The organism is Asanoa siamensis, from assembly GCF_016862555.1.
Classification (GTDB): domain Bacteria; phylum Actinomycetota; class Actinomycetes; order Mycobacteriales; family Micromonosporaceae; genus Asanoa; species Asanoa siamensis.
Genome location: NZ_BONE01000001.1, coordinates 128,530 through 153,550 on the forward strand (window position 1 = coordinate 128,530; position 25,021 = coordinate 153,550).

General features: G+C 72.2%; 24 protein-coding genes and 1 tRNA gene. 17 read left to right on the forward strand and 8 right to left on the reverse strand.

Translation table 11 applies throughout. The features are described 5' to 3' along the window. Nucleotides 1-113 precede the first annotated feature (113 nt). Nucleotides 114-1,001 carry an MHYT domain-containing protein gene (locus tag Asi02nite_RS00565; protein ID WP_203710059.1) on the forward strand — a complete coding sequence of 296 codons (888 nt, stop codon included), beginning with the start codon at nucleotides 114-116 and terminating at the stop codon, nucleotides 999-1,001. Between the two features lie 46 nt (nucleotides 1,002-1,047). Here the strand turns inward: Asi02nite_RS00565 and Asi02nite_RS00570 are convergent, their stop codons facing one another. Further along, nucleotides 1,048-4,602 carry a ThuA domain-containing protein gene (locus Asi02nite_RS00570; protein WP_203710060.1) on the reverse strand — a complete coding sequence of 1,185 codons (3,555 nt, stop codon included), beginning with the start codon at nucleotides 4,600-4,602 and terminating at the stop codon, nucleotides 1,048-1,050. A gap of 305 nt (nucleotides 4,603-4,907) precedes the next feature. On the opposite strand from Asi02nite_RS00570, the gene Asi02nite_RS00575 reads away from it, so the two are divergent. Genes Asi02nite_RS00575 through Asi02nite_RS00595 form a run of 5 tightly spaced genes read left to right on the forward strand, consistent with a single transcriptional unit; the run spans nucleotide 4,908 to nucleotide 10,459 of the window. Beyond that, nucleotides 4,908-6,416, forward strand: a complete 1,509-nt coding sequence (locus tag Asi02nite_RS00575; RefSeq protein ID WP_203710061.1) for a sugar ABC transporter ATP-binding protein — start codon at nucleotides 4,908-4,910, stop codon at nucleotides 6,414-6,416. Beyond that, a complete protein-coding gene (locus Asi02nite_RS00580) occupies nucleotides 6,413-7,396 on the forward strand; it encodes an ABC transporter permease (RefSeq protein ID WP_203710062.1) in 984 nt (327 codons plus the stop codon). The genes Asi02nite_RS00575 and Asi02nite_RS00580 overlap by 4 nt, the downstream gene beginning before the upstream one ends. Next, on the forward strand, nucleotides 7,393-8,388 hold the full coding sequence (locus Asi02nite_RS00585) for an ABC transporter permease (RefSeq protein ID WP_203710063.1): 996 nt from the start codon (nucleotides 7,393-7,395) through the stop codon (nucleotides 8,386-8,388). The genes Asi02nite_RS00580 and Asi02nite_RS00585 overlap by 4 nt, the downstream gene beginning before the upstream one ends. A gap of 27 nt (nucleotides 8,389-8,415) precedes the next feature. Next, nucleotides 8,416-9,600 (forward strand): substrate-binding domain-containing protein, encoded by a 1,185-nt coding sequence (locus Asi02nite_RS00590; RefSeq protein ID WP_239126374.1) that lies wholly within the window; start codon nucleotides 8,416-8,418, stop codon nucleotides 9,598-9,600. A gap of 1 nt (nucleotide 9,601) precedes the next feature. Beyond that, nucleotides 9,602-10,459, forward strand: a complete 858-nt coding sequence (locus Asi02nite_RS00595; protein WP_203710064.1) for a sugar phosphate isomerase/epimerase family protein — start codon at nucleotides 9,602-9,604, stop codon at nucleotides 10,457-10,459. Here Asi02nite_RS00595 and Asi02nite_RS00600 read toward each other — a convergent pair. After that, on the reverse strand, nucleotides 10,429-12,393 hold the full coding sequence (locus Asi02nite_RS00600) for an NACHT domain-containing protein (protein ID WP_203710065.1): 1,965 nt from the start codon (nucleotides 12,391-12,393) through the stop codon (nucleotides 10,429-10,431). The two genes, Asi02nite_RS00595 and Asi02nite_RS00600, sit on opposite strands and share 31 nt — an antisense overlap. 105 nt (nucleotides 12,394-12,498) lie before the next feature. Between Asi02nite_RS00600 and Asi02nite_RS00605 the strand changes: the two genes are divergently transcribed. Both Asi02nite_RS00605 and Asi02nite_RS00610 read left to right on the forward strand, forming a co-directional pair. Further along, nucleotides 12,499-12,735: a hypothetical protein gene (locus Asi02nite_RS00605; protein ID WP_203710066.1), complete on the forward strand. Its 237-nt coding sequence runs from the start codon at nucleotides 12,499-12,501 to the stop codon at nucleotides 12,733-12,735. A gap of 23 nt (nucleotides 12,736-12,758) precedes the next feature. Next, complete coding sequence (locus Asi02nite_RS00610; RefSeq protein ID WP_203710067.1) at nucleotides 12,759-13,601, forward strand: hypothetical protein; 843 nt, start codon at nucleotides 12,759-12,761, stop codon at nucleotides 13,599-13,601. On the opposite strand, the gene Asi02nite_RS00615 is transcribed toward Asi02nite_RS00610, so the two are convergent. Both Asi02nite_RS00615 and Asi02nite_RS00620 read right to left on the reverse strand, forming a co-directional pair. Next, nucleotides 13,592-14,431 (reverse strand): oxygenase MpaB family protein, encoded by an 840-nt coding sequence (locus Asi02nite_RS00615; protein ID WP_203710068.1) that lies wholly within the window; start codon nucleotides 14,429-14,431, stop codon nucleotides 13,592-13,594. The two genes, Asi02nite_RS00610 and Asi02nite_RS00615, sit on opposite strands and share 10 nt — an antisense overlap. A 26-nt stretch (nucleotides 14,432-14,457) precedes the next feature. After that, nucleotides 14,458-14,898 carry a Fur family transcriptional regulator gene (locus Asi02nite_RS00620; RefSeq protein ID WP_203710069.1) on the reverse strand — a complete coding sequence of 147 codons (441 nt, stop codon included), beginning with the start codon at nucleotides 14,896-14,898 and terminating at the stop codon, nucleotides 14,458-14,460. A 156-nt stretch (nucleotides 14,899-15,054) separates the two neighbouring features. Here Asi02nite_RS00620 and Asi02nite_RS00625 point away from each other — a divergent pair, with 156 nt between their 5' ends. Further along, complete coding sequence (locus Asi02nite_RS00625) at nucleotides 15,055-15,540, forward strand: DUF2231 domain-containing protein (protein WP_203710070.1); 486 nt, start codon at nucleotides 15,055-15,057, stop codon at nucleotides 15,538-15,540. Between the two features lie 2 nt (nucleotides 15,541-15,542). Here Asi02nite_RS00625 and Asi02nite_RS00630 read toward each other — a convergent pair whose 3' ends face one another. Then, entirely contained in the window at nucleotides 15,543-15,848 is a 306-nt protein-coding gene (locus tag Asi02nite_RS00630) for a translation initiation factor 2 (protein ID WP_203710071.1), read from the reverse strand. 39 nt (nucleotides 15,849-15,887) lie between these two features. Between Asi02nite_RS00630 and Asi02nite_RS00635 the strand changes: the two genes are divergently transcribed. Both Asi02nite_RS00635 and Asi02nite_RS00640 read left to right on the forward strand, forming a co-directional pair. Then, nucleotides 15,888-16,061 carry a hypothetical protein gene (locus tag Asi02nite_RS00635; RefSeq protein ID WP_203710072.1) on the forward strand — a complete coding sequence of 58 codons (174 nt, stop codon included), beginning with the start codon at nucleotides 15,888-15,890 and terminating at the stop codon, nucleotides 16,059-16,061. Between the two features lie 90 nt (nucleotides 16,062-16,151). Next, nucleotides 16,152-16,475: an FmdB family zinc ribbon protein gene (locus Asi02nite_RS00640; protein ID WP_203710073.1), complete on the forward strand. Its 324-nt coding sequence runs from the start codon at nucleotides 16,152-16,154 to the stop codon at nucleotides 16,473-16,475. Between the two features lie 3 nt (nucleotides 16,476-16,478). Here Asi02nite_RS00640 and Asi02nite_RS00645 read toward each other — a convergent pair whose 3' ends face one another. Further along, the gene (locus tag Asi02nite_RS00645; protein WP_505604943.1) at nucleotides 16,479-17,072 is read right to left on the reverse strand and encodes a 5-formyltetrahydrofolate cyclo-ligase; all 594 of its coding nucleotides are present in this window, start codon (nucleotides 17,070-17,072) and stop codon (nucleotides 16,479-16,481) included. Nucleotides 17,073-17,151: 79 nt separating this feature from the next. Between Asi02nite_RS00645 and Asi02nite_RS00650 the strand changes: the two genes are divergently transcribed. From Asi02nite_RS00650 to Asi02nite_RS00675, 6 genes are all read left to right on the forward strand, one after another. Continuing rightward, entirely contained in the window at nucleotides 17,152-19,284 is a 2,133-nt protein-coding gene (locus Asi02nite_RS00650) for a GGDEF domain-containing protein (protein WP_203710075.1), read from the forward strand. A 9-nt stretch (nucleotides 19,285-19,293) separates the two neighbouring features. Further along, the gene (locus tag Asi02nite_RS00655) at nucleotides 19,294-20,250 is read left to right on the forward strand and encodes a UTP--glucose-1-phosphate uridylyltransferase (protein ID WP_203710076.1); all 957 of its coding nucleotides are present in this window, start codon (nucleotides 19,294-19,296) and stop codon (nucleotides 20,248-20,250) included. Next, entirely contained in the window at nucleotides 20,247-21,521 is a 1,275-nt protein-coding gene (locus Asi02nite_RS00660) for a molybdopterin molybdotransferase MoeA (RefSeq protein ID WP_203710077.1), read from the forward strand. The genes Asi02nite_RS00655 and Asi02nite_RS00660 overlap by 4 nt, the downstream gene beginning before the upstream one ends. Continuing rightward, a complete protein-coding gene (locus Asi02nite_RS00665) occupies nucleotides 21,518-22,150 on the forward strand; it encodes a GNAT family N-acetyltransferase (RefSeq protein ID WP_203710078.1) in 633 nt (210 codons plus the stop codon). Before Asi02nite_RS00660 ends, Asi02nite_RS00665 begins: the two co-directional genes overlap by 4 nt. A gap of 122 nt (nucleotides 22,151-22,272) precedes the next feature. Continuing rightward, complete coding sequence (sepX, locus tag Asi02nite_RS00670) at nucleotides 22,273-23,070, forward strand: divisome protein SepX/GlpR (protein WP_239126375.1); 798 nt, start codon at nucleotides 22,273-22,275, stop codon at nucleotides 23,068-23,070. Between the two features lie 69 nt (nucleotides 23,071-23,139). Further along, nucleotides 23,140-23,216 (forward strand) — tRNA-Ala (locus Asi02nite_RS00675). Here Asi02nite_RS00675 and Asi02nite_RS00680 read toward each other — a convergent pair. Next, nucleotides 23,195-23,791 (reverse strand): hypothetical protein, encoded by a 597-nt coding sequence (locus tag Asi02nite_RS00680; RefSeq protein WP_203710080.1) that lies wholly within the window; start codon nucleotides 23,789-23,791, stop codon nucleotides 23,195-23,197. The two genes, Asi02nite_RS00675 and Asi02nite_RS00680, sit on opposite strands and share 22 nt — an antisense overlap. Before the next feature lie 168 nt (nucleotides 23,792-23,959). Beyond that, nucleotides 23,960-25,000: a winged helix-turn-helix domain-containing protein gene (locus tag Asi02nite_RS00685; RefSeq protein ID WP_203710081.1), complete on the reverse strand. Its 1,041-nt coding sequence runs from the start codon at nucleotides 24,998-25,000 to the stop codon at nucleotides 23,960-23,962. Between the last annotated feature and the right edge of the window lie 21 nt (nucleotides 25,001-25,021).

Here is a 25,021-nt window from a genome sequence, read left to right on the forward strand (position 1 = left end):
GCGCTTCAGCCGGTCAACGGGCCAAAAGGACATCTAACGCAAGCCACCTCGATCGGGTGAGTGACGGACGAGATGTGCGACAGTCCACGTTAACCACCTGGCTGACTTCCCGCATGGCAGAGGTCCACCACTTCACCCACGGCTGGCTCAACCCCGGCTTCGCGTACGCGGTCTCCGTGATCGGAGCCTTGATCGGGCTCTACTGCACCGCCCGCGCGCGGAACCTGCCCGAGGGCGCCGCCCGGATCAAGTGGCTGACCATCGCGACCGTCGCGATCGGCGGCGCCGGTTTCTGGCTGGCGCACTTCACCGCCATGCTCGGCTTCGACGTGGTCAACAGCCCGGTGCGCTACAGCCCGGGCCTGACCGCGGCCAGCCTCGCGCTCTCGCTCGCCGCCGCCGGTGTCGGCCTGTTCCTCGTCGGCCGCCGCGAGCCCACCACCGCGCAGATCCTGCGCGCGGGCGCCGCCACCGGCGCGGGCCTGCTCGGCATGCACTACACGGGCATGGCCGCGGTCGACGTGGCCGGCGAGATCGTCCACCAGCCGCAACTCGTCGCGCTGTCGGCGCTGATCGCGGTCGTGGCGGCCACCGCCGCGCTCTGGTTCAGCGTGACGGTCGACGGCCGGCTGCCGATGACGGGCGCGGCCGCGCTGATGGCCGCCGGCGTCTGCGGCATGCACTACACCGCGATGGCCGCGGTCGGTGTCCGGCTCGACCTGACAGGCCTGGCCACGGTCGAGGGCGTACGCCCGCTCGGCCTGATCGTCGCCGTGGCCCTGGTCGCCGCGGTCACGATGACGGCGATGGCGACGGTCGCGCTGCAGGCGATGACCACCGAGGAGTTCGACGGCGACGGACCGGCGACGCTGACGGCCCCGAAGCCGGCCGAGCCGGTCGGCCTGGCCGCCGCGGGCTTCGCCGCCCCGACGACCGAGCCGATCCGCCTGGACATGCCCATCACGCCCGGCCTGCGCGACAGGGCGCGGGCGCCCTACTGAGGGCCGCGCGGGGGACCCTCGCGTCGACGAGGGTCCCCCGCTCCGGTCACTGCTGGGTCAGGCGCCACTGCTGGTTCGTGGCCGTGTGGCAGGGCCACTGGATCAACGCCGCGCCGTCGGCCGTCGAGTTGCCGTTGACGTCCAGGCACTTGCCGCTGTGCACCGCCCGGAACTGGTAGACCCCGGACGAGACGGCCACCGGCGTCCACGCCTGGTTCGCCGCGTTCGTGCAGGTCAGCTGCACCAACGCGGCCGCGTCGGCGGAGGATCCGCCGGACACCGCCAGGCACTTGCCACTGTGGACGGCGCGCAGCGTGACGTTGCCGCTGCCCGCGTCCACCGCCTGCCAGCGCTGGTTGGCCCCGCCGGTGGACGCCCACTGGTGCACGACCGCGTTGTCCGCCGTCGACTGCCCGCTGACGTCGGCCAGCTTGCCGCTGTGCTGCGCGGTCAGCGTCCAGGTCCGCCCGGCGATGCCGCCGGCCGGGGCGGTGCCGACCCCGTTGCCGCCGAAGGTGAACGAGTCGACGTCGAAGTTGTTGGCCACACTGGTCTTGAACACCATGTAGAGCTTGTGCGTGCCCGACAGCGCCGCGACGTTGACCGCAGCCTGCTGCACGTAGGTGTCCCAGCCGCCGGTCGCCGCGACCGGGTTGGTGGCCAGCAGCGTGCCCGTCGGCGAGTCGGCCCGCAACTCGATGCTGCCGCCACCGGTCGGCGACGAGACGCGGTAGCTGACCGTGTTGATCCCCTGCAGGCTCATCGGGTCGAACATGATCCAGTCGTTGTTGCTGATGTCGCCGATCCGCCCGCCGCTCTCCGCGCCGGACTGCGCGACGATCCGGGTGCCGGACTGACCCGTGAAGTACTCCGCCTGCTTGTGCTTGGGCTGCAGGATCGCCTTGGCGTAGCCGGTCAACCGGGCCACGGACCCGTTGCCGTTGTCCTGGTAGCGCGCGTTCAGCACGTAGAACAGGTTGGCGCCGTCCGGGTGCCCGCCGAGGTTGCCGGTCGACACCGTGCCGGAGCAGCCGGGCAGGTCGGTCGTGCCGTGCTCGTGGTCGTCGTGCCCGAGCGCCGGGTTGGTGAACACCTGCTGGCAGTTGACCGCGCCGTCCTGGGCGTCGGTCACCGACACCGAGTAGGAGACGTTCTGCCCGAAGTCGAGCATCCCACCGTTCGGCGGCCCGGTGATCGTCACGACCGGCGCGTTGTTGCCGACGGTGATCGGCACGTTGGCGAACGAGGACCGCCCGGTGTTGTCGGTGACGGTCAACTTCGCCACATAGTTCCCGTTCGAGGTGTACGTCTTCGACGGGTTGGCAGCGGTCGAGTCGGTGCTGCCGTTGCTCTCGAAGTCCCAGGCGTAGCTGATCGAGTCGCCCGTGTCGGGATCGTGCGTGCCGGCGCTGGAGAACTGCACGGTCAACGGCGCGAGGCCGTTGGTCGGCGTGCCCGTCGCCACCGCGACCGGCGCCCGGCCGCCCTTGACGTAGTCGATCCGGTAGAGCCCGGAGTCGTTGTTGCCACCACCGAAGTTGGCACCCCACTCGAGCAGGTAGAGCGACCCGTCGGGCCCGAAGCGCATCGCCATCGGCTTGTTGAAGAACTCACCGGGCAGGAACGGGTTGATCTTCACCAGCCCGCCGGCCGCGTCGAAGTGGATCTCCTGCACGTAGTTGCGGGCCCACTCGTAGAAGAAGTGCACGCCGTTGTAGTAGGGCGGGAACTTCGTCGTCGACGTGCTCGCCGCGTTGTAGCGGTAGACCGGGCCGCCCATCGGCGCCGCGCCGCCCGCGCCCATCTCCGGGAACTGCGGCGAGGCGCCGTACCCGTACCAGATCTGGGGTTGCACCAACGCCGGCAGCACGCGCAGGCCGGTGTTGTTGGGTGAGTCGTTGACCGGCGCGTTGCAGTTGAACTTCGCGCCGACCACGCCGGTGTCGGGGTTGTACGGCGCGTACGCCTGGTTGTTGCCGTGGCAGAACGGCCAGCCGAAGTTGCCCGCCTGCTTGATCACGTTGAGCTCGACCAGGCCCTCGGGCCCGCGGTTGGTGGTCGGCGCCCCGCGGTCCGGCCCGTAGTCGGCCAGGTTGATCCAGCCGGTCTGCTTGTCGACCTCGAACCGGAACGGGTTCCGGAAGCCCATCGCGTAGATCTCGGGCCGGGTCTGCGCGGTCCCGGGCGCGAACAGGTTGCCGCTCGGGATCGTGTAGGTGCCGTTGCTCTCCGGGTGGATCCGCAGGATCTTGCCGCGCAGGTCGTTGGTGTTGCCCGCGCTGCGGGCGGCGTCCAGGTTGGACTTGCCGGGCCGCCAGTCGATCGGCGCGTAGCCCTGCCACGCCGGGTCCAGGTTCGGCGGCGTGTCGTCACCGGTCGACAGGTAGAGGTTGCCGTTCGGCCCGAACGCCACGTAGCCACCGGTGTGCCCCGGCTCCGGGAACGTCCGGTCGCGGTAGGCGGGCACCGACAGCAGCACGACCTCGCTGGCCAGGTTGACCGTGTCGCCGCTGACCGTGAACCGCGACAACCGGTTGACGTCGGTCGACGAGGAGGACGGCGAGTAGTAGAGATAGATCCAGCCGTTGGTCGCGAAGTTCGGGTCCAGCGCCATGCCGACCAGCCCGTCCTCGCCACCGGTGTAGACCGGCAACGTCCCCGCGGTCACCGTGCTCTGCTGCGCCGGCTTGAAGACCTTGATCTGGCCCGCCCGCTGCACGTAGAAGACCCGGCCGTCCGGCGCGATGTCCAAGGCCATCGGGTCGACCGTGTTGGAGTCGAGGCTGACCTTCTCGAAGTTGCCCCAGACGGTGCCGCCGCAGTCGCCGGGCAGGTTGCCGGCCGCGTACCGCACGCCACCGAGGATGTGGTTGCGGAAGTTCGTCTCGCTGTACGAGGCGATGTCGTGCCCCATCGCGGTCGCCCAGACCTTGCCGCCCTCGGTCTCGCGGCACCAGGAGATCGGGTGGTCGATGCCCATCGCGTCGGAGCCGGGGTTGTAGGTGCGCTCGTCGGCGGTGACCAGCACGTGCACGTTGCCCCGGGCGTTGACGTCGAAGTTGTACCACTCCTCGGTGCGCTGCCAGTTGTCCGGCAGGCCCACGGTCGACGGGTGGGCCTTGTCGGCGACCCGCGCGAACCCCTGCAACGAACCCGGCGAGTGCGACGGCATGTGCGCGCCACCGTTGATCGTCTGGTCCCACCACGGGAACGTGGTGTCGATGCCCATGTCGGTCGCGTTGTGGATCGCCACGATGCCGTTGCCGGCCCGCAGGTAGTTCTGCACCGCGGTGCGCTGGGCGTCGTTGTCGAACACCATGCCCGAGGTCTGGAACATCACGAGCACGTCGTACGTGTTCAGGTTGGCGGTGTTGAGCACGGTGGAGTCCTCGCTGAACACCACCTCGAAGTTGTTGGCCGTCGCCAACTGGTTGAACATCGTGACGCCGGCGGCGATCGAGTCGTGGCGGTAGCCGGCGGTCTCGCTGAACACCAGGGCCCGGAAGGCGGGCGCGGCCTGCGCGGGTGCCTGGACGATGCCCAGGCCGAGCAGGGTGGCGGCGATGGTGAGCAGGGTGAGGACAGGTCTGCGGCGGCGCATGCGGGTCTCCTTCGAGATGCCGTGCGAGGGCGTGCAGAAGGCTTGCCGTGCAACGCGTCCGCCGAAAAACGCGCGAGTCGAGCCGATCGAGCATCGACGCACATGAGTCTGCGCCGGGACCCCGTTTTGAGTCAACGGGCTCGCCATCGCGGATGGGAATGAATCAATGCCGAACTGTGATCGGTTCCGGCGAGTTACGGTCTTGATCCGTCCGTGTTCGGCCGCTTACGATGCGACGCCAACGGCGCTTTCGGTCAGCTCAGCAAAAGCTCATGCCTGGCAAGCGAAAGTTTTGGTGATCACCCATGGATTCACCTGAACCACCGGACGCGCTCCTGACGATGCTCGGCGTCGGCAAGTCGTTCTACGGCGTGCCCGTATTGTCCGATGTGGACATTGACGTACATCCCGGCGAAGTGCACGCGGTGGTGGGCGAGAACGGCGCCGGCAAGTCGACCCTGATGAAGATCGCCTCCGGCGTCCACCAGCCCGACACCGGCACGCTGACGATCGCCGGCCGACCGGCCACCCTGCCCGACCCGCGCGCCGCCCAGGCCGCCGGCGTGGGCATCATCCACCAGGAGTTCAACCTCCTCCCCGAGCGCACGGTCGCCGAGAACGTCTTCCTCGGCCGCGAGCCGACCCGCCGCGGGCTGGTCGACCGCCGGGCCATGCGGGCGCGCACGGCCGAACTCCTCGCCGCGGTCGGCGCGGAGGTGGTCCGCCCCCACGACCGGGTCCGCGATCTGGGCATCGCGCAGCAGCAGGTGGTCGAGATCGTCAAGGCGCTCTCCCTGGACGCCCGCATCCTGATCATGGACGAGCCGACCGCCGCGCTGGCCGACCACGAGGTCGAGTTGCTCTACGCGCTCGTCCGCCGCCTGCAGGCCCGCGGCATCGGCATCCTCTACGTCTCGCACCGCCTGGCCGAGGTGTTCGACCTCTCCGACCGGATCACGGTGCTCAAGGACGGCCGCCGGGTGACCACTGTGGACACGGCCGACGCGACGCCGGAGGGCCTGGTGCGGCACATGGTCGGCCGCGAGCTGGCAACCTACTACCCGCCCAAGGCCGCCGGTGCGGGCCCGACGGTCGTCTCGGTCGCCGGCGGCGGCAACGCCCGGCTCAAGCCGCTCGACCTCGAGCTGCGGGCCGGCGAGGTGCTCGGCGTGGGCGGCCTGCAGGGTTCCGGGCGCTCCGCGCTGGCCCGCGCGCTGTTCGGCGTCGAAGGCTTCACCACCGGCCGGATGACCCTCGACGGCAAGGCGGTCCGGCCCCGCTCGCCGCGGCAGGCGGTCCGGGCCGGCATCGCGTACGTGACCGAGGACCGCAAGGGCGAGGGCCTGACGCTGAGCCAGTCGGTGCTCGACAACGCGCTGCTGGCCAGCCGGGCCGCCACACCACGCTGGTTTCCCGACAAGGCCCGCACGACCACCGTGCGGGAGCTGCTCGCCGCCGTCGAGGTGCACGCGGCCGGCGCCGACCAGGAGGTCCGCTACCTCTCCGGCGGCAACCAGCAGAAGGTGGTGCTGGCCCGCTGGCTGGCGATGGGCCCGCGGGTGCTGCTCTTCGACGAGCCGACCCGGGGCATCGACGTCGGCGCCAAGGCGGCGATCCACGAGCTGATCCGCGACCTGGCCGAGAAGGGCGCGGCGATCCTGATGATCTCGTCGGAGCTACCGGAGCTGCTCGGCATGAGCGACCGGATCGTCGTCATGCGCGACGGCGCGCTGGCCGGCGAGCTGCCCGGCGACGCGAGCGAGGAGGCGGTCCTGAGCCTGGCCACCGGCACACCGCACGAGGTCTCCGCATGACGGCCCTCGCCGCGACGCGACGAACACCGCGGATCGACTCCACCAACGGCGTCTGGGTCGCGCTCGGCATCACGCTGATCGTCGGCGGCATCCTGGTCGCCACCGACGGCGGGTCGCTGTTCGGCCAGAACAGCACGGTCAGCCTGCTGCAGCGCGCCGCCGGCCTCGGCATCGTCGCCGTCGGGCAGACGTTCACCATCCTGGCCGGGTCGCTCGACCTGTCCGTCGCGTACGTCATCAGCCTGACGTCCCTGATCGCCGCCGAGACGATGGCCGGCAGCGACGGCCGGGTCCTGCCGGCCATCCTCGCCGTGCTCGCCGTCTCGGGCGCGATCGGGCTGGTCAACGGCCTGCTGATCACCAAGCTGCGGATCAACGCGTTCATCGCGACGCTGGGCGTCGGGTTGCTGATCAAGGGCTATCTCGAGCAGGGGTACGCCGGCCCGGCGGGCCAGGTGCCCGTCTCCTTCCAGCATCTCGGCTACGACCGGATCGGCCCGATCCCGGTGTCGTTCCTCCTGTTCATCGGCGTGGCCGCGGTGGCCTGGGTGGTGCTCAAGCGCAGCCGGTTCGGGCACCACCTGATCGCCACGGGCGGCGACCTCGACGTCGCGCGGCTCTCCGGCGTCCGGACCGACTGGGTGCTGATCCGTACCCACATGATCTGCTCGCTCTGTGCCGGCATCGCTGGCCTCTACCTGGCCAGCCGGCTCGGCGCGGGCGCGCCGCGGGTCGGCGCCGAGGGCGGCTACGACCTGGAGTCGATCGCCGCGGTGGTGCTCGGCGGCGCGGTGCTCGCCGGCGGCAAGGGCGGCGTCGCGGGCACGGTCGGCGGCGTGCTGCTGCTCGCGGTCATCGACGGCATCTTCAACCAACTCGCCGTCGACCCGTTCTTCAAGCAGGTGGTCCGCGGTGTCGTGATCGTCGCGGCCGTCGCGATCTACGCGCTGCGCCTGCGCCGGAAGGCGGTGGCGGCATGACCCGGACCGACGCGCCGACCGGCCCGGCCACGCTCGGCCAGTCACGCCGGGGCCGTTGGGGCGCGGGCAGCATCTGGCCCGTCGTCGCGATCCTGCTGGTGCTGCTGGTCGCGGTCGGCATCCGCCAGCCCGACTTCTACGACCCGCCGGCCCTGCTCGCCTTCCTCAAGCGGGCGGCGCCGCTGATCGTCCTGGCCGCCGGCCAGTACTTCGTGATCGTCGCCGGCGACTTCGACCTGTCGGTCGGCTCGCTGGTCACCGCCGAGGTGGTGATCGCCGCCCGGCTGATCGACGGCGATCCGGCGGCGACCTGGCCGGTGATCGCCGTCGTGCTGGCCTTCGGCCTGCTGGTCGGCCTCGTCAACGGGCTGGTCACCACGCTGCTGCTGGTGCCGTCGTTCATCACGACGCTCGGCATGTACCTGATCCTGGTCGGCGCGGTCTACACCTGGACGGGCGGCTCGCCCCGTGGCGCGCTCTCCGAGGAGTTCCGGATGTTCGGCCGCCGCGGCATCGAGGGCGTCCCCTGGCTGGGCGAGATCCCTTATGCGGTGCTGATCCTGCTGGTGCTCGGCACCCTGGCGATCCTCGCGATGCGCGCCGACTTCGGCAAGGTCCTGCTCGCCGTCGGCGACAACCCGCGCGCCGCCCGCCTGGCCGGCGGCCGGGTCGCCGGCGTCCGCACGATCGCGTTCGTGATCAGCGGTGGCTGCGCCGCGGTGGCGGCCATCCTGCTCGGCGGCTTCGGCGGCGTCAGCTTCCAGGTCGGCGTCGGCCTCGAGTTCACCGCGATCACCGCGGTGGTGCTGGGCGGCGTCGTGCTCGGTGGCGGCCGCGGCTCGGTGGTCGGCGCCATGCTCGGCGCGCTCACCCTGCAGACCCTGTTGACCCTGCTCAACCTGCTCGGCGTCGCGGGCGCGCTGGCGTCCGCCGTGCAGGGCCTGATCATCCTCGCTGCCGTGGCCATCGGCGGGCTACGGGCACGCACCTGACGCACGACCCACCACCGAGGAGGAGAGTTGCGCAAGAGAACAGTTGCGGTGCTCGCCGGGACGGCCATGGTCCTGGCCGGCTGCTCCAGCGACGTGCCGGCCGGCAACCCGGCCGCCACCGCGTCCGCGGACGCGGGCGCCGGCACCGGAGAGACGTCGAGCTTCTTCGTCCAGGCCGACTACGACAACGAGATCGCGTTACGCACGGCGACCGCCTCCGGGCCGGCCGACAAGCCGTGGGAGCAGGCGCTCAACCCGACCAACGTGGACACCGCGAAATACAAGAAGGCCGGGCCTTACAACCTGTGTTTCTCCAACGCCGGTGTCGGCAACCCGTGGCGCCAGGTCGGGTTCAAGAACATGCAGGCCGAGGTCAAACTGCACCCGGAGTTCAAGTCGTTCCAGGTGGCCGACGCGGAGAGCAAGGACGACAAGCAGATCTCCGACATCAACGACCTGCTCGGCAAGGGCTGTGACGCGCTGATCGTGTCGCCCAACACGACCGCGACGCTGACCCCCGCCGTCGAGCAGGCGTGCGCGAAGGTGCCGGTGATCGTCTTCGACCGCGGCGTCAACACCAAGTGCCCGGTCACGTTCATCAACCCCATCGGCGGGTACGCGTTCGGCGCGGCCGGCGCCGAGTTCCTGACCGAGAAGGTCAAGCCGGGCGGCAACGTGCTGGCGCTGCGCATCCTGCCGGGCGTCGACGTGCTCGAGACGCGCTGGGCCGCGGCCAAGGTGGCGTTCGACAAGTCGCAGCTCAAGGTCGTCGGCGTCGAGTTCACCGACGGCGACGCGGCCAAGACGAAGACCATCGTCAGCAACTACCTCCAGCGCTTCGGCACGATCGACGGCATCTGGATGGACGCCGGCGCCACGGCGGTCGCGGCGGCGGAGGCGTTCGAGGACGCCGGCAAGCCGTTCCCGGCCATCGTCGGCGAGGACCAGCAGGACTTCCTGCGGATGTGGCAGGACCGCAAGTTGACGGCGGTCGCCCCGACCTACCCGACCTACCAGTGGCGTACCCCCGTGATCGCCGCCTTGAAGATCCTCAAGGGCGAGCAGGTGCCGAGCCCGTGGAAGCTGCCGCAGCCGACGATCACGGACGCCAACCTGAGCCAGTACGTGGACCCGAGCATGCCCCCGCTGCACTACGCCATGTGCGGCTGCAGCGACCTGCCGGGCTACCCCGGCGAATGGGGCGGCAAGTAACGTGTTCGAGATCGGTGCGAACCCGTGGATCTGGACGTCCCCGGTCACCGACGAGGCGCTGGCGCACCTGGTGCCACGCATCGCCGCCTGGGGCTTCGACGCGATCGAGATCCCCGTGGAGAACCCCGGCGACTGGTCACCCGAGCGCACCCGCGACCTGCTCGCGGCGCACGGCCTGACCGCGGCCGCGGTCCTCTCGGTCACGCCACCCGGCCGTGACCTGGTCCGCACCGACCCGGCGACGACCCGCGCGACCCAGGACTACCTCCGCTCCCTCGTGGACGCGGCGGTGGTCCTGGGCGCGCCCAGCGTCTGCGGCCCGGCGTACGCGTCGGTCGGCCGCGTCTGGCGGATGCTCCCGGCGGAACGCGCGGCCTGCTACGCGTCGCTGCGCACGGCCCTGGCGCCGGTCGCGGACCACGCCGGCGCGCACGGGGTCCGGATCGGGATCGAGGCACTGAACCGCTACGAGACCTCGGTGGTCAACACGGTGGAGCAGACCCTGTCGGCGATCGAGGGCCTGCCGTCGACGGTCGGCATCATGCTCGACAGCTACCACATGAACATCGAGGAAGCGGACCCGTACGCGGCGATCACCGCGGCCGGCCCACGCCTGGTCCACGTCCAGGTCAGCGGCAGCGACCGCGGCGCACCGGGCTCGGACCACATCGACTGGCCGCGCTGGCTACGTACCCTCGCGGCGACGGGCTACCGCGGCCCGATCTGCATAGAGTCCTTCACGGGCGAAAACGAGTCGATCGCGGTGGCCGCCTCGATCTGGCGCCCCTTCGCCCCGACCCAGGACGCCCTGGCCACCAACGGCCTACGTCACCTCCGCGAGGTCTGCGCGACGCTCTGACCGGCGAGATGCTCCTGCAAACGCAGGTGCCGGAACTGATACTCGGCACCGACCTGCCGCAGCACACCACGGGCATGCGCGTCCTCGAGAAAGCGGAACAACCGCACAGGCAGCCGCCCCAGCGTGGCCAGCACCGCCAGCGCGAACAGGTACCGACCCCAGGACGAGATGTACGCGGTGATACTCACGCCCAGGTAGACGCCGAACCCGGCGCCGATCCAGGGTTCGTTGAACGCGGCACCGACGACGAGTCCCCCACCCGCCGAGCACAGCCCCGCCGCGAGCGCCGCGCCCCTGTCGTCCCGCATGGACTGGCGCGGGCTGAGCAACTCGCTCGGGCCGGCGGCCGCCACGACCCCGAGGCCCAGTCCCAACGCGAGTCCGAAGATCAGCAGGTAGGCGGGCCTGGTCACCGTCGGACCGGTCCACAGGAGGTCCCGCACCCAGGCGAGGAGGACGGCACCGAGCACACCCGCCGTAGCCGCGCCGACCAACCAGCGCGGCTGCACCCGCACGCGAAGCGGCACCTTGATCAGGAGGGCGCCCCAGCCCGCCGAGAACACCGTCCCCGCGGCCACGCCCAGGACCGCCCACCACCGCTCGTCCGCGATCAGCGCCCCGGTGGCGAGACCATCCGAGGTGGCCACCCGCACCGCCACGCTGACGACCAGGACGAGGCTCGTGCTGAGCAGCCCGATCCACAGGGCCCAGACCGCCGCGACCACCAGCCCGGGCGCCGGGACCGCGTCGACGAGCCGCCACCAGGCGAACTCCGACGCACGCCGGTCCCGCAGGTGCCGGGCCAGCACGCCCAGCCACCTGACGGCCTTCTCGGGCGGGTAGGGCCGTGGCCGGCGCCCGTCCGACCTGGCCGGCGGACCGCCGTACACGGTGGGCAGGTATGCGGCCAGCAGATGCTCCTCGATGGCCCCGGGATCGGTGAAGGCGGCCAACTCTCGGGGATCCGCGCGTCCGTCGGCATAGACCGTCCGGGCGAGGTAGACCATCAGCGGCGTGCCGAGGGCGGCGGCGAGCGCTCCCGACGGCTCGGCCGCGAGAGTCGCGGTCACCGGAGCCCACCGGCGTTCACTGTCGATCTGGCCGGCCCGCAGGTAGGTCGCCGCCTGCGCACCTGTCACCGGCTCGACCTCGACCACGGCGGCCCGCGCGAGCGGCACGCCGGTCGCCTGCACGATCTCCTCGAACTCGACGGCCCGGCAGGTCAGCACGAGGGGCCGGTCACCGGCGACCACCTGGGTCAACGCGGTGAGCGCCGACGCCCGGAGATCGGCCGGGATCTCGTCCAGCCCGTCCAGCACCGGAACCACTCGGCCGCTGCTGATCAGCAGGCCCGCGCCTCCCGGACCCAACCGGCGAGGGGACAGCTCTGGATAGATCTCGACGAGCCGGCGGGCCAGCCAGACGTCGACGTGCACCGCCGGGTCCCAGGCCGACATGTTCAGCAGCACGGGCACCGGGTCGCCGACCGACCGATCGGCCAGCAGTTGCCGGACCAGCAGCACCGCGAGCGACGTCTTGCCGGAGCCCGGCGCGCCGATGATGACGAGCTGCCGGGCGGGTAACTGCCGCCAGGTGGCCGCGACCGTCGTCACGTCGCCCGCCAGCTTCAGCCGGATCGCCCGGCCCGCCCCGGGCCCGAGAATCTCGGCGGCCGCCGCGCCGACCGGTCGGGGTGTCGACGACCAGCGCACCGCGATCGGTTCGGGGTGGAGCAGGCCGCGGTTGCCCGCCTCCTGGTCCCACTGCTGCCGGACCCGCAGCGCCAACCGCCGCGCCGCCTGGTCGAGCAGCGCGTCGGGATCCGCGTCGGGGCTGCGGCGACGCGCCGCCAGTGCCAGCCAGACGGCGACCACGGCCAGCACGGCGCTGACCATGCTGGCGATCTGGTCGCCGGTGTCCAGGCTGAACGGCATCCCGCCAGCATGGCCCTCGGGAGGCCACAGTGGTACGGCTGACCGCACCTCGTAAGGGTGGCTGGCCGGATGGAAACCGCTGGATTCCCCCGCGAGGCTGAAGGCATGAAGAAGGCGTTGGCGGTCGTCGGAATCGTGTTCGGGGTCTACGCGATCGTGCGGGCGGCGATCGAGCCGTTCGTCATCGACGTCGGCGATCCCTCGACCTATCAGGCCGACTGGGGTGGCCCGAGCCTCGCCGGGGTGCTCGCCGTCCACTGTGGCCCCGGTGTGCTGGCATTGATCGTCTTTGTCGCCCTCGCCCTGCGGCGGCGGGCGCGGAAATCCGCTGTCACCGCCTGACCCGCACGTGGGAGGGTGGTTGGGTGGCGGCGGACATCAGGGAGATCGCCTGCGACGAGTCCGGCTACGAAGGCCAGCAGCTCGTCTCCTCGCCCACCACCGTGTTCGCGCACGGCAGCGTCCACCTGTCGCGGGCGGCGGCCGCCGACTGCATGACCGAGTTGCGCGAGCGGATCCGGTCGCCGGCCACCGAATACAAGGCCAACCACCTCCTGCGGGATAAGCACCGCGCTGTGCTGGTCTGGCTGCTCGGGCCCGGCGGGCCGGTGCACGGGCACGCCCACGTGCACCTCGTCGACAAGCCGTTCTTCCTGGTCCAGACGCTGCTCGACCAGCTCGTCGACGCGCCCGAGCGGGCCGCGACGCTGCCCGTCACCGACGAGCCCCGATGGCGCCGGTTCCTGGTCGCGGGCAACCAACTTTTGCGCACCCGCGAACCGCTCGACCCGACCGCCGCCGACGCGCTGTTCTGGTCGATCGACGACCTGCGCCGCACCGGCGTCCCACCCGCCGCCGACGAGACCCTGGCCCTGCTCGCCAAGAGCCGTGGCCGGGCCGACGAGTTCCTCGACCGGCGCCGCACCGACCCGCCCGCGTTCGCGCCCGTCGACCTGCTGGCGCCCGCGATCGTCCGGACCGTGGCGCACTGGGGGCCCGTGCGGATCACGCACGACTTCCAGAGCACGCTCACCCCGGCCCGGGTGGCCTGGCTGCGGGCCGCGACGCCCGACCTGGTCGAGCTCACGCTGGTCGACTCCAACGACGACCCGCGGGTGCAGGTGGCCGACATCGTCGCGGGGACCGTACGGGTGATCGCCGGGCGCGCCGACCCCGAGCTGACCGAGCTGGCCGGCGCCTACGTCTGAAGGCCGGCCCGCGCCATCGCGCCCTGGTAGATCGGGCCCTGGGTGTAGCGGCGGGGCAGCGCGGCCAGCGCCGCCCGGAGCGCCCGCGCCGACAACCCTGCGGTGAAGCCCTCGATCGGCAGCCCGAACCCGCCGTAGAGCCGCCGCGCCCACGGCGGCAGCAGGCCGAGCGCGGTCGACGCGACGCTGAGATAGAGCAGGCGCGGGCCGCCCAACTCGAGGCCGAGGCGGACGGCCGGGTTGAGCTTCCACGGCACGGGCGGTGCCGTGAGGAACAGCAGCGCCTCGGCCGAGTCGCGGGTGACCTTGAGCTCCGGCTGGATGTCCGCGTAGTAGGCGGCGACCTCGGCCGCGGACCCCGGCACGGTCGCCGGGTCCAGCCCCGCCAGCTCGGCCACCCGGCGCTGCTCGTCGTAGTAGGTGTCGACCTCGGCGTCGGTCAGCGGCACCCCGGCCTGGCGGGCCGTCGTGATGAACGACTCGACCTCGGCCACGTGCACCCAGCGCAGCAGGTCCGGCTCGTCGATCCGGAACTCCTCGCCGGTGAACGGGTCACGCGCGGTCATCCGGGCGTGCAGGGCGCGCAGCCGGCGGCCGGCCTCCCGCGCCTGCGCGGTGGTGCCGTAGACGGCGGTCGCCACGTAGATCGAGGTGCGCACGAGCCGGCCCCACGGGTCGTCCTTGTAATGCGAGTTCTGCGCGACCCCGGCCATCGCGCGGGGATGCAGCGCCTGCAGGTAGAGCGACCGGAGACCACCGACGAACAGGATGGGCTCGGCGTGCACCCGCCAGGTCACCGTGTCGGGGCCGAACAACCCGAGGTCCGTCATGGGTTCCAGCCTGCCACCAAACCTCATCAGTCGTCGGCTGGCTGCTGTTGGCAGGTCGGGCAGAGGCCCCAGAAGGTCACTTCCGCCTCGTCGACCAGGAAGCCGCCGGCGCCGACCGGGTCCAGGCAGGGCGCCGCGCCGTGCGCGCAGTCGACGTCGGCGATCGCGCCGCAGGCCCGGCAGACCACGTGGTGATGGTTGTCGCCGACCCGCGCCTCGAACCGGGCCGCGCTGCCGGCCGGCTCGATCCGCCGCGCCAGGCCGGCCCGGGACAGCGCGCCGAGGACGTCGTACACCGCCTGGGTCGAGACCGTGTCGAGCCGGGCGCGGACCGCCGTGGCGATCTGGTCGACCTCGAGGTGACCACCGCCGGCCAGCACCGCGAGCACGGCGACCCGGGGGCGCGTCACCCGCATGCCGCGGGCGCGCAGCAGCGCCGCGCCGTGCTCCTCCGCCGACTCAGACATGCCGCAATGGAAGCACGCTCCCTGGAAACGTTCAAGATACGCGGTGTTCAACCGGCATTTCGATCAAGCGCTGAACCGAATGGCAGGCGGCTCACGTGTCCCGTTCGTAAGGACTATTCAGCGCCCGTACGCTGATCGAAATCCATAGGAGGCCGCGTGCTGAACAACATTCTGGGCATACCGGCCCATCCCCTGATCATCCACGCGGCCGTGGTCTTCATCCCCCTGCTGTGCCTCGGCGCGGTCGTCTACGCGGTGGTCCCGCGGTTCCGCGGCAAGATCGGGTGGGCGGTGCTCGCGCTCGCGGTGATCTCCCCCATCGCCGCCTGGTTCGCCAAGGCCTCCGGCGAGAACCTGCGCGACCGACTGGTGGCGGCGGGCTTCTCCCCCGAGATCCTCGACAAGGTCAACCAGCACCAGAGCTACGGCGACCGCACCTGGTGGTTCACCCTCGCGCTCGGCGTCGTGACGCTGGTCATGCTCTTCGTCAACAGCGGTAACCGCCGGGCACCGCACGTGCCCGTCTGGGTCAACCTGGCGATGGCCGTCGTCGTCATCGCGCTCGCGGTCGCCACCGCGATCTACGTCTTCCTCACCGGCGACAGCGGCGCCCACGCGGTCTGGGAAGGCGCCGTTCCCTAGAGTCAGAACAGCACCCGGGAGCAGAGCAGGCAGGAGAGGACGACCAGCACGGCGGCGGCGACCAGGCCGACGCCGTACGTCACCGTCCGGGCGTCCTTCTCCTGCGCCTCGATCTTGTCGACGTCCTGCGGCGCGAGTTGGCGCGGCGGCGGCGGCTGCAGGTAGGTGGGCGGCCGCCAACCCGCCGGCGGCGGCTCCGAGGGCGGCGGACCCGAGTAGCCGACCGGGGGCACGGCGTCCCCGGCACCCCTCGGGTCGGCTTCGCCACCGGGACCGGGCCGCTGCCAACCGGACTCGTCGTACGTCACGCCGAACGACGCTACCGAACGCGCGGGTACGCTGCCTCCGTGAACCGCGTGGAACCGCCCGCAACACCCGACGACGAGCGCCCCGTCGACCTCAGCGGCGACGAGTTCATGCTGCCCGAGCAGACCCGCGACGACACCGACCGCGGCTGGGGTGAGCGAACCGACAGCAACGACGACCGCCTCTGGGAAGACGTGCCGCCGCACTGGGGTTGATGTTGTCGCTGGACGAAGCCACGTCCGATGCCGCACTATTAGCACTCGGATAGGCTGAGTGCCAAAACTCGCACAATCCGGAGGGAACCCGTGCCGACCTACCAGTACGCCTGTACCGAGTGCGGACACCAGCTCGAGGCCGTCCAGTCGTTCTCGGACGACGCGCTGACCGTCTGCCCCGAGTGCGAGGGTCGCCTGCGCAAGGTGTTCGGTTCGGTCGGCGTCGTGTTCAAGGGCTCCGGGTTCTACCGCACGGACTCCCGCAACGGCACCAGCGGTGGCGACACCAAGATCAAGGCCGAGTCGAAGTCGGAATCGAAGACCGAGACCAAGACCGAGACGAAGACCGAGGCCAAGCCGAAGTCGGAGCCGGCGAAGGCCGCGAGCAGCAGCAGCGCCACCTCCGCCGCCTGACCCTCACAGCCGCGTCAGCCCACCGGCCGGGGTGATCACCCCGGTCACCCGCTGGTCGTGCGCCGCCTCGGGCACCCGGTCCACGAGCTCGCCGTCATGGAGCAGCGCGATCACGGGTACGCCCGCCGGCTTGCGGGCGAGTGCCCGGTCGTACGAACCGCCGCCGCGGCCCAGCCGCATCCCGCGCCGGTCCACCGCGAGCGCCGGCGCCACGATCAGGTCGGCGCCCGCCACCGCTGAAAGCCCGAGCCGCTCACCGGGCGGCTCGCGCAGGCCGCGCCCCGCCACCGCCAGTTCCCCGGTGTAGAAGGCCCAGTCCAGGTCGTTGTCCGGCCGCAGCACCGGCAGCAGCAGCCGGCCGTGCGCGCCCAACGCCGCCCACAGCGCCTCGGCCAGGCCGGGGCCGCCGGGCTCGCTGCCCACCGGCACGTACCCGCAGACCAGTCGCGGTGCGCTCGCCCGGACGAGGTCGGCCAGCGCGGTGACCACCGCGGCGGCCGCCGCTTCCCGCGCCGGTGCGGCCAGCGACCGGCGGGCGGCGAGCACCGCCGCCCGCATGTCAGCCTTAGTCGCCCCACTATGCGATAAATCCGGCACGCAACACTCCCGACCCTCACCCGGTTAGACCCTCGACGGGCACACCGTTGCCGAGCATGTCAGGTCCGGAGGGGGAGTTGTGACGCTGCGCGGGCGGCTGACCGCCGCGTTCCTCGCCGTCGTGCTGGGACCGGTGCTGCTCAGCGCCCTCTTCGTCGGCGGCACGGTCGCCGCGGTCGGCCGGGACCGGGCGGCGGAGCGGCTCGGCGTCGCGGCCACCGCCGTGCGTACCTCGGTCAGCTCCCTCTGCCAGCAACTCCAGGCCGCCGCCGACGCGGTCGCCGTGACCACCGACCCGGCCCGGCAGACCGAGGTGGCCAGTCAGGTGGTCGCCCGCGGGCTGGCCTCCGGCGTCGTCGTCGAGGGCGTCGACGGCGTACCCACGCTGCGCACCCCGGGGTCCCCGGACCGGCCCTGGGCGGACTGCGCGCGACCCGCGACGGACGCCGGCCCGTTCCTCGGCCTGGCCGTCCGGATCGAGACGCGGGACGCGGCCGGCGCGCCGCTCGGGGCGATCTGGGCCACCCACGACCTCGACGCCGGCACGGTCGGCCGGCTCGCGGGTGCCACCGGCACCGCGGTCACGCTGCTCGGCGGCGCCCCGGCGGGCGCGGTGCACAGCACGGAGTCGCCGGGCGCCCTGTCGGCCGTGGTCGCCGCGGCCGGCTCGGTGCGCGGTGACGCCGTCGCCGAGACGAGCGACGGCCGGGTGGTCCGCCGGGTCGGCCCGGCGCCCGGGCAGCCGCTCCCCCTCGTGCTGTCGGTGCCGACGGGCCACCTCCAAGGGTTGTACGCCCTGCTGGTCTGCGCCGTCGTGCTGGCCGCCCTGTGCGCGGTCGGCGCCGCCTGGTCGCTGGCCCGGTCGACCACCCGACCGCTGGCGGAGTTGGCGGGTGCCGCCGACCGCGTGGCCGGGGGCGATCTCGCGGCCCGGGTGCCGCTGCGCGGGCACGACGAGGTGGGCCGGCTCGCGGTCGCGTTCAACCGGATGACCCGGGAGACCCAGGCCTACGTACGGGCCCTGACCACGAGCCGCGACCAGTTGCGCGGGCATCTCGCGGTGCTCGGTGACACCCTGTCCAGCACGCACGACCTGCAGCGGATCCTCCAGGTGATCCTGGAGACCGCGGGCGCCGCGACCGGTGCCAGCGGCGGCGTGGTGCTGCTGCTCGACCCCGCGACCGGCACGCTGGTCGGCCAGTGCGGGCTCGGGGTCGAGGTCGCCGGCCGCCGGGTGCCGCTCGGCGCCGGTCTGCTGGGCGGGATCGCCGCGACCGGAGTGCCGCGCCGGGGCCGGGTCGACCGCGACGGTCCGCCGCTCTCGCCGTTCGAGCCCACCTGCCACACGTACGTCGCCGTGCCGTTCAACGTCTCCGGTCCGGCGACGGAGCCGGTGCCCGGTGTGCTGCCGCCGGACCCGCCGACCGCCTCCGGTGTGCTCGCCCTCTACGACCGGCTGGGCTCCGACGAGTTCGACGACGCCGACGTCATCACGCTGCGCACGTTCGCCGGCCAGGCCGCGGTCGCGGTCGACAACGTCCGCGTGCACCAGGAGGCGCAGCGGCTGTCGCTGACCGATCCGCTCACCGGGCTGTGGAACTACCGCTACCTCAAGGAGTCGATCCGCCGCGAGGTCGAGCGGGCCAGCCGGTTCGGCCGGATGCTCGCGGTGCTCGCCCTCGACCTCGACCGGTTCAAGGAGGTGAACGACACCTACGGGCACGCCGCCGGCGACGCCGTGCTGGTCGACTTCGCCCGCCGGATCCGCGGCGTGGTGCGCGAGGTCGACCTGGCCTTCCGCCAGGGCGGCGAGGAGTTCGTGGTGCTGCTGCCGGAGACCGACGCGGAGGGCGCGGCCATCGTGGCGCGCCGGCTCGGCGCCGCGGTCCGCGACGAACCGTTCGACATCGACGGTCCGCGGGCGGTCGACGTGACCGTCTCCATTGGAATCGCGGTGTTCCCCGGGCACGCCGCCACCGCGCAGGCCGTGCTGGACGCGGCCGACGACGCGCTGTACGCGGCGAAGGCGGCCGGCCGCGACGGGTTCCGCACCGCGCCGGGCGGGCGGGCCGAGCGGGCCGAGATACCGGTGGCCGCGGCGGCCGTCCCACCCGCCGACAACCAACCGCGAGCCGGGGGCGGCGGACCGATCCGACCTGCTGGCGGCGCGTCAAGCGGGACGCAGCCACCGCGACAGACGAGGGGCGGATAGTCTCGCGGAATGTCGGACGAGCCAGCGACCCCACGACCGCCATCCCCGTCGACCGAGCCGCGCCGGCGCGCGGTCAAGGCGGTCATTCCCGCCGCCGGTCTCGCCACGCGCTTCCTGCCGGCCACCAAGGCCGTCCCCAAGGAGTTGCTGCCGGTCGTCGACCGCCCGGTGCTGCAATACATCGTCGAAGAGGCGGCGGCCGCCGGCATCCGCGACGTCCTGCTGGTGACCGGCCGCGGCAAGACCTCGATGGTCGACCACTTCGACCGCCAGCCCTACCTGGAGACCCGGCTCGAGGAGAAGGGCGACGCGGAACGGCTCGCGGCCGTGCGCCGCCCCGCCGAGCTCGCCGAGATCTACACCTGCCGGCAGGGCGAGCCGCTCGGGCTCGGGCACGCGGTCGGCATGGGCGACTCGCACGTCGGCAACGAGCCGTTCGCGGTGCTGCTCGGCGACGAGTTCGTCGACGAGTCCGAGCCGCTGCTGCCGGCGATGCTCGACCTGCAGGCCGAGACCGGCGGCATCGTGCTGGCCTTCCTCGAGGTGCCGCGCGAAGAGGTCAAGCGCTACGGCATCGCCTCGGTCGAACCGGCCGAACCGGGCCTCGTCCCCGGCGCCGAGGTCGTCCGCGTCACCGGCCTGGTCGAGAAGCCGTCGCCGGAGGACGCCCCGAGCAACCTCGCCGTGCTCGGCCGCTACGTGCTGCCCGGCAAGATCTTCGAGACGATCCGCAACACCAAGCCCGGCAGCGGCGGCGAGATCCAGCTCACTGACGCGATGCAGACATTGCTCGACGAGGGCACCCCGGTCCACGGCATCGTCTACCGCGGCACGCGCTACGACACGGGCATGCCATTGGGCTATTTGCAGGCCGTGGTGCAGATCGCGTGCCAGCGTGAAGACCTGGGCCCGGCATTCCGGTCCTGGCTCGAAGAGTTCGTACAAGCGGGAGGGGTCGGTTCATGACCCAAATGGCCGACGCGGAGGTGGGCGCCAGAGAGCTGACCTCGCTGGCCGACTATCTCGGCAGCGCGCTGCGGCGGCTGCGCGCCCTGCCACCGCTCGACCTCGAGCTCACCCAGGCGTACGGCAACGTGCTGGCCAAGGACGTCGTGGCACCGCATCCGTTCCCGGCGTTCGACCTGGCGGCGATCGACGGGTACGCGGCGCGCTGGGAAGACGTGTGCACCGCGGGCCGCGGTGCACCGGTGCGGCTCAACGTGATCGGTGACCTGTCCGCGTCGAGCTGGCGGCCGGTGCGGCTGACCCCGTCGACCTGCTTCTCGGTCGCGGCCGGTGCGCCGCTGCCCGGTGGCGCCGACGTCGTCGTGCCGATCACCTGGACCGACCAGGGCATGGCCGCCGTCGAGATCTTCCAGCCGCCGAAGCGCGGCTCGGGCCTGCGCCGGGCCGGCGACGAGCTGGCCGCCGGCTCGGTGCTGGCCCGCGCCGGCTCCACCATCTCGCCCGCCCTGGTGGCCGCGTTCGCCGCGACCGGCATCGGGCACGTGGTGGTCCGGTCCAGCCCGCGGGTCGTCATCATCGCCACCGGCGACGAGCTCGTCGAGGTCGGCCGGGGCAGCCAGCCCGGCCAGGTCGTCGACGCCAACTCGCACGCCCTGGCCGCCGCCGCGGCCGAGGTGGGCGCGCTCGCCTACCGCGTCGGCATCTGCGACGACGACCCTGAGGGCCTGCGCGCACTGCTGGAGGACCAGACCCTGCGGGCCGACCTGATCCTCACCACCGGTGGCACCGGCACCGGCCCCGGCGACATGGTCCGCCGCATCCTGTCCCGCCGCGACGGAGGGCGTGCGGGGCCCGTGGCATTCACCGAGGTCGCGCTCTACCCTGGCACCACCCTGGGATTCGGCACGGTCGGCGCGGAGGAGGTGCCCGTGGTCTGCCTGCCCGGTGACCCCGGCGCCGCGCTGATCGGCTTCGAGGTGCTGGCCCGCCCGGCGATCCAGCTGCTCTCGGGCGCCGAGCCGGTGTTCCGCCCCAGCGTGCGGGCGCACCTGCTGGACACCGTGACCTCGCCGGTCGGGCTGCGCGAGTTCCGCCCGGCGCACGTCGCCGAGCGCCGCGGCGGGGGCTACACGGTGCAGCCGCTGCACGGCGGGCCGTACACGTTGTCGGGTCTGATGGAAGCCAACGGTCTGGTGGTGCTCGGCGAACGGGTCACCGCCGCCACGGCTGGTTCCACTGTGGACGTCCTGTTGCTGGACAGACGCAGGTGACCCCGTTCGGCGCCGCTCCGGGCTGGCCCGCCGTCCTGCGCGACGGGCCGGTCCTGCTGCGCCCCTACCGCCGCTCCGACGCGGCGGCCTGGTCGGAGGTACGCCGGACAAACCGGGCGTGGCTGGCGCCGTGGGAGCCGTCGGCGCCCGGTGACTGGAACGAGCTCAACTCGATCGCGGCCTACCGTTTCGTGCACCGCGACCAGCGCAAGTCAGCGCGGCGGGGCGAGAGCATGCCGTTCGCGATCTGCCTCGACGACCGGTTCGTGGGCCACATCAACCTGGGCAACGTCGTACGCCGGGCGTTCTGCTCCGCCTACGTCGGCTACTGGGTCGACGGCCGGATCGCGGGGCGCGGCGTCGTGCCGACCGCGCTGGCACTGGTGGTCGACCACGCCTTCCGGCACGGCGGCCTGCACCGCATCGAGGTCAACATCCGCCCCGAGAACAAGCCGTCCCGGCGGGTCGTGGAGAAGCTCGGTTTCCGCGAAGAGGCCTACCACCCGCGCTACATGCACATCGACGGCGCCTGGCGTGACCACATCGGATACGCGATGACCAGCGAGGAGGTCACGGCCGAAGGCGGCCTGCTGGCCCGCTGGCACCGTGTCCGCACCGCCACATCCTGATCTTGAGCAAGTCGGCGCGTTGCGCCACATTGTTCGGTGGCCGCCCGTAACCTCAAATTACGAACGTACGGCAACCTCATCAATCCGCATGATCGGGTTGTCACTCGTATATGACGGGAGGGGTGAGGGTGCCGACCTCGGTGCTCCTCGCCGTCCTCGCCGCGGCCGGGCTGCTCGCTCTGGCGCCGGCCCTGGTCCGCCGGTATGACGCCACCGAGCGATTGGTGGCGGAGAGGGCGTCGCCGACGGCGCGCGTGCTGTCCCGCCGCCGCCGTCGCCGCACCGTGCCCGGCCGCCGCCCGGTCCGCGGCGCCCGCACGGCGCTGCCGCCGTTGCGCCCCGAGGTCCCCGTCTCCGCGCCGCCGGTCTCGGCGCCACCGGTCTCGGCCCCACCCGCTCCACGTCGTTCGCCGCGCCTGCGCGCGGTGCCACCCGGCGTGCTGGCCCGCCCGGCCCGCCGGCGGCCGGCGGTCCGCCGCCACCCGACCGCCGTCTACCGCCGCCGCCGGGTCCTGGCGGCGCTGATCCTGCTCAACCTCGTGGAACTCGTCGGCGTCTTCCTGGTCGGCCCGGGCTTCTGGGTCGGGGTCGCGGTGACCGGCAGCCTGCTGGTGGCCTACCTGGGCCACCTGCGCAGCCGGGCACTGGCGGAGCGGGCGCGGCGGCGCAAGCTGGCCCGGCGCGCGGCCTGGCTGGCGGCCCGGCAGGCGGAGGTCCGGGCGGAGCAGGCGCGGCGGGCCGAGGCGCGCCGGGAGCAGCAGCGCCGGTTGGCCGCGCAGCGGGAGGCGGTCCGCCGGGCCGCGATGGGCCTGGACCGCCCGGCCGACCTCCCACCGGCGGCGACGGGCTCGGTCTCCTACCGCCGGGCGGGCGGCCTACGCGGCCGCCCCTACGAAACCCGCCGCCGCGACACCGCCTAGGGCCGGTTCGCTGTCCGGTGGTTCCACCTGTTAGCCTTATCGCCGGTTCGCTGGACGTGTTCCAGCGGCGGGGCTGTGGCGCAGACCGGTAGCGCACCTCGTTCGCATCGAGGGGGTCAGGGGTTCAAATCCCCTCAGCTCCACCATCAAGCAATGAGCTGTGCAGCAGCTCGCCGACCAGGTGCAGATCATCCAGTTGGATCTCGCGACCTTCCGGGACGGCGCGCACCAGGCGGAGTGATCTTTCCGCCTGGTCGAAGAACCACCGGCGAGCATGGCGATCGGCATCCGCGCGGAGTTGCGGCTCACTACCTCCCAGTTGGCCGAGAAGCGCGGGGCGGGCACCTGGGTCCAGGCAGAGCCGGACGATGTCGAGAAGATCAGTGCCTTCCTTGACCCGACCGCGGTTCATCACCGCTTGAAGCTTCATCGCCACAAGAGGCCCTGGTTCCGCCACCGCGACCGCGGGGCCTGGCTGTCCGGCAGCGCGGATCGTCACCTCGGTCGCGCTCGCAGCGGCCCAGGCATGGGACTTGACGTGCAGGCGGTCGGTGGGGTCGTCGGGCAGCCGGGCGAGGTCGGCGTCGGTCACTTCGAGGATGTCGACCTGCACCTGGCCGGCTGCGGTGGGGACCAGGACACCGGACGGACCACTGGGCGCGGCGCCGCTCGTGAGCAGGAGTTCGAGTTGCGCGGGCTCGTCGTCGTGCCGCCTGTCCACGGTGTCCAGATCAATGGTCGCCGCGGTACGGACGCGTCAGCCGACAGACGACCGCGAGGCCACCCACAACGGTGACCGCACGCCCGGTGCGCTCCGCCACAGCCCGTATCGCCAGAGCGAGCGCGGACATCCGCCGTGCCGGCCAGGTCGACGACGGGTGCGGAATCCCTACCAGACACGGCGACCGATCCCGGGAGGCGGCGTCCATCCGTCGAGGATCTCGCGTCCGCGCCCGAGATCCCGCGCCAGATCGAGCGCTACGAACAGCGGTCGCGCGAGTGGCCAGGTCTGGCCCGGCCGATCGACGCGTCGCGAGCAGACCAACGGAAATGGCGCCAGCCGAACTGTGGCGGCGCGACCGTCGTAGTTGGTCGCACCGCCGAGCAACTGGACGGTCCGCCGAAGAACGTTCTGATCCGGCACGTAGAAATCGGGCGGATGGTCCGCTCTTACTCCTACGGGAGCACCGTACGCCGCCGCAGCCGCGGTATCGGTGAGTGCCCAGCCGATCGTCGAGTCGAGATCGGTCAGACCCATCCGCAGTACGTCAACCGTGCCGGAAACGGTCGGTGTCGGTGGATTTTGAAGATCTGCGTCGGCCGGCTCCCAATCTGCCGCGAGCTGCCAGAACAGATCGGGAACCACGGGGCGACGTTGATCGTCGACGAGTCCGCCCGCACGCATGTCGGCGATGGCTTTCGACACCGTGCTTGCCGACCTGCCCAGCACCCTCGCGATCTCCCGAACACCCGCCGGCTCGTCGGGGTGCAGCAGCAACCAGGCGGCGACCGCGGCGGAGACCTGTCCGGTGAGGCCCACCGACGCAGCGGAGGCGACGCTGAGTCTGGGCACGTCCGCATCCACGAAGAAGCCGTTTCCGGCGAGATGCAGGTGCCCCCTGAGATCGAGCCAGCCCCAGCCCGCGGCGCGGAGTATGCGCCGGCCCTCCGCGGTCACCCGGTCCGCGACGAGGACCCTGATGCCATCGCTTCGGCCGAACTCGCCGGCCCATTCTCGGATGCGCCGATCCAGGCCGTCCGCCGCGGCGAGAGACGTGCGCTTGAGCTGAACCGCGACGCGCCCACCGGTCGGATTGACGAGGACCAGGTCGACTCCCGTGTCGCCCTCCGTCGCATCCAGCACGAGACCCACCGCGAGGGCCGCGTCCCGCAACTCCTCGACACCGGATGTGCTGTTGTCGGCGCGCATGCGTTCCAGGTTAGCGTGTTC

Bases quoted from the DNA above. Each gene is read 5' to 3' on its own strand.
- Asi02nite_RS00565 (WP_203710059.1), top strand. From the start codon at position 114: ATGGCAGAGGTCCACCACTTCACCCACGGCTGGCTCAACCCCGGCTTC.
- Asi02nite_RS00570 (WP_203710060.1), bottom strand. From the start codon at position 4,602: ATGCGCCGCCGCAGACCTGTCCTCACCCTGCTCACCATCGCCGCCACC.
- Asi02nite_RS00575 (WP_203710061.1), top strand. From the start codon at position 4,908: ATGGATTCACCTGAACCACCGGACGCGCTCCTGACGATGCTCGGCGTC.
- Asi02nite_RS00580 (WP_203710062.1), top strand. From the start codon at position 6,413: ATGACGGCCCTCGCCGCGACGCGACGAACACCGCGGATCGACTCCACC.
- Asi02nite_RS00585 (WP_203710063.1), top strand. From the start codon at position 7,393: ATGACCCGGACCGACGCGCCGACCGGCCCGGCCACGCTCGGCCAGTCA.
- Asi02nite_RS00600 (WP_203710065.1), bottom strand. From the start codon at position 12,393: ATGCCGTTCAGCCTGGACACCGGCGACCAGATCGCCAGCATGGTCAGC.
- Asi02nite_RS00605 (WP_203710066.1), top strand. From the start codon at position 12,499: ATGAAGAAGGCGTTGGCGGTCGTCGGAATCGTGTTCGGGGTCTACGCG.
- Asi02nite_RS00615 (WP_203710068.1), bottom strand. From the start codon at position 14,431: ATGACGGACCTCGGGTTGTTCGGCCCCGACACGGTGACCTGGCGGGTG.
- Asi02nite_RS00620 (WP_203710069.1), bottom strand. From the start codon at position 14,898: ATGTCTGAGTCGGCGGAGGAGCACGGCGCGGCGCTGCTGCGCGCCCGC.
- Asi02nite_RS00655 (WP_203710076.1), top strand. From the start codon at position 19,294: ATGTCGGACGAGCCAGCGACCCCACGACCGCCATCCCCGTCGACCGAG.
- Asi02nite_RS00660 (WP_203710077.1), top strand. From the start codon at position 20,247: ATGACCCAAATGGCCGACGCGGAGGTGGGCGCCAGAGAGCTGACCTCG.
- Asi02nite_RS00685 (WP_203710081.1), bottom strand. From the start codon at position 25,000: ATGCGCGCCGACAACAGCACATCCGGTGTCGAGGAGTTGCGGGACGCG.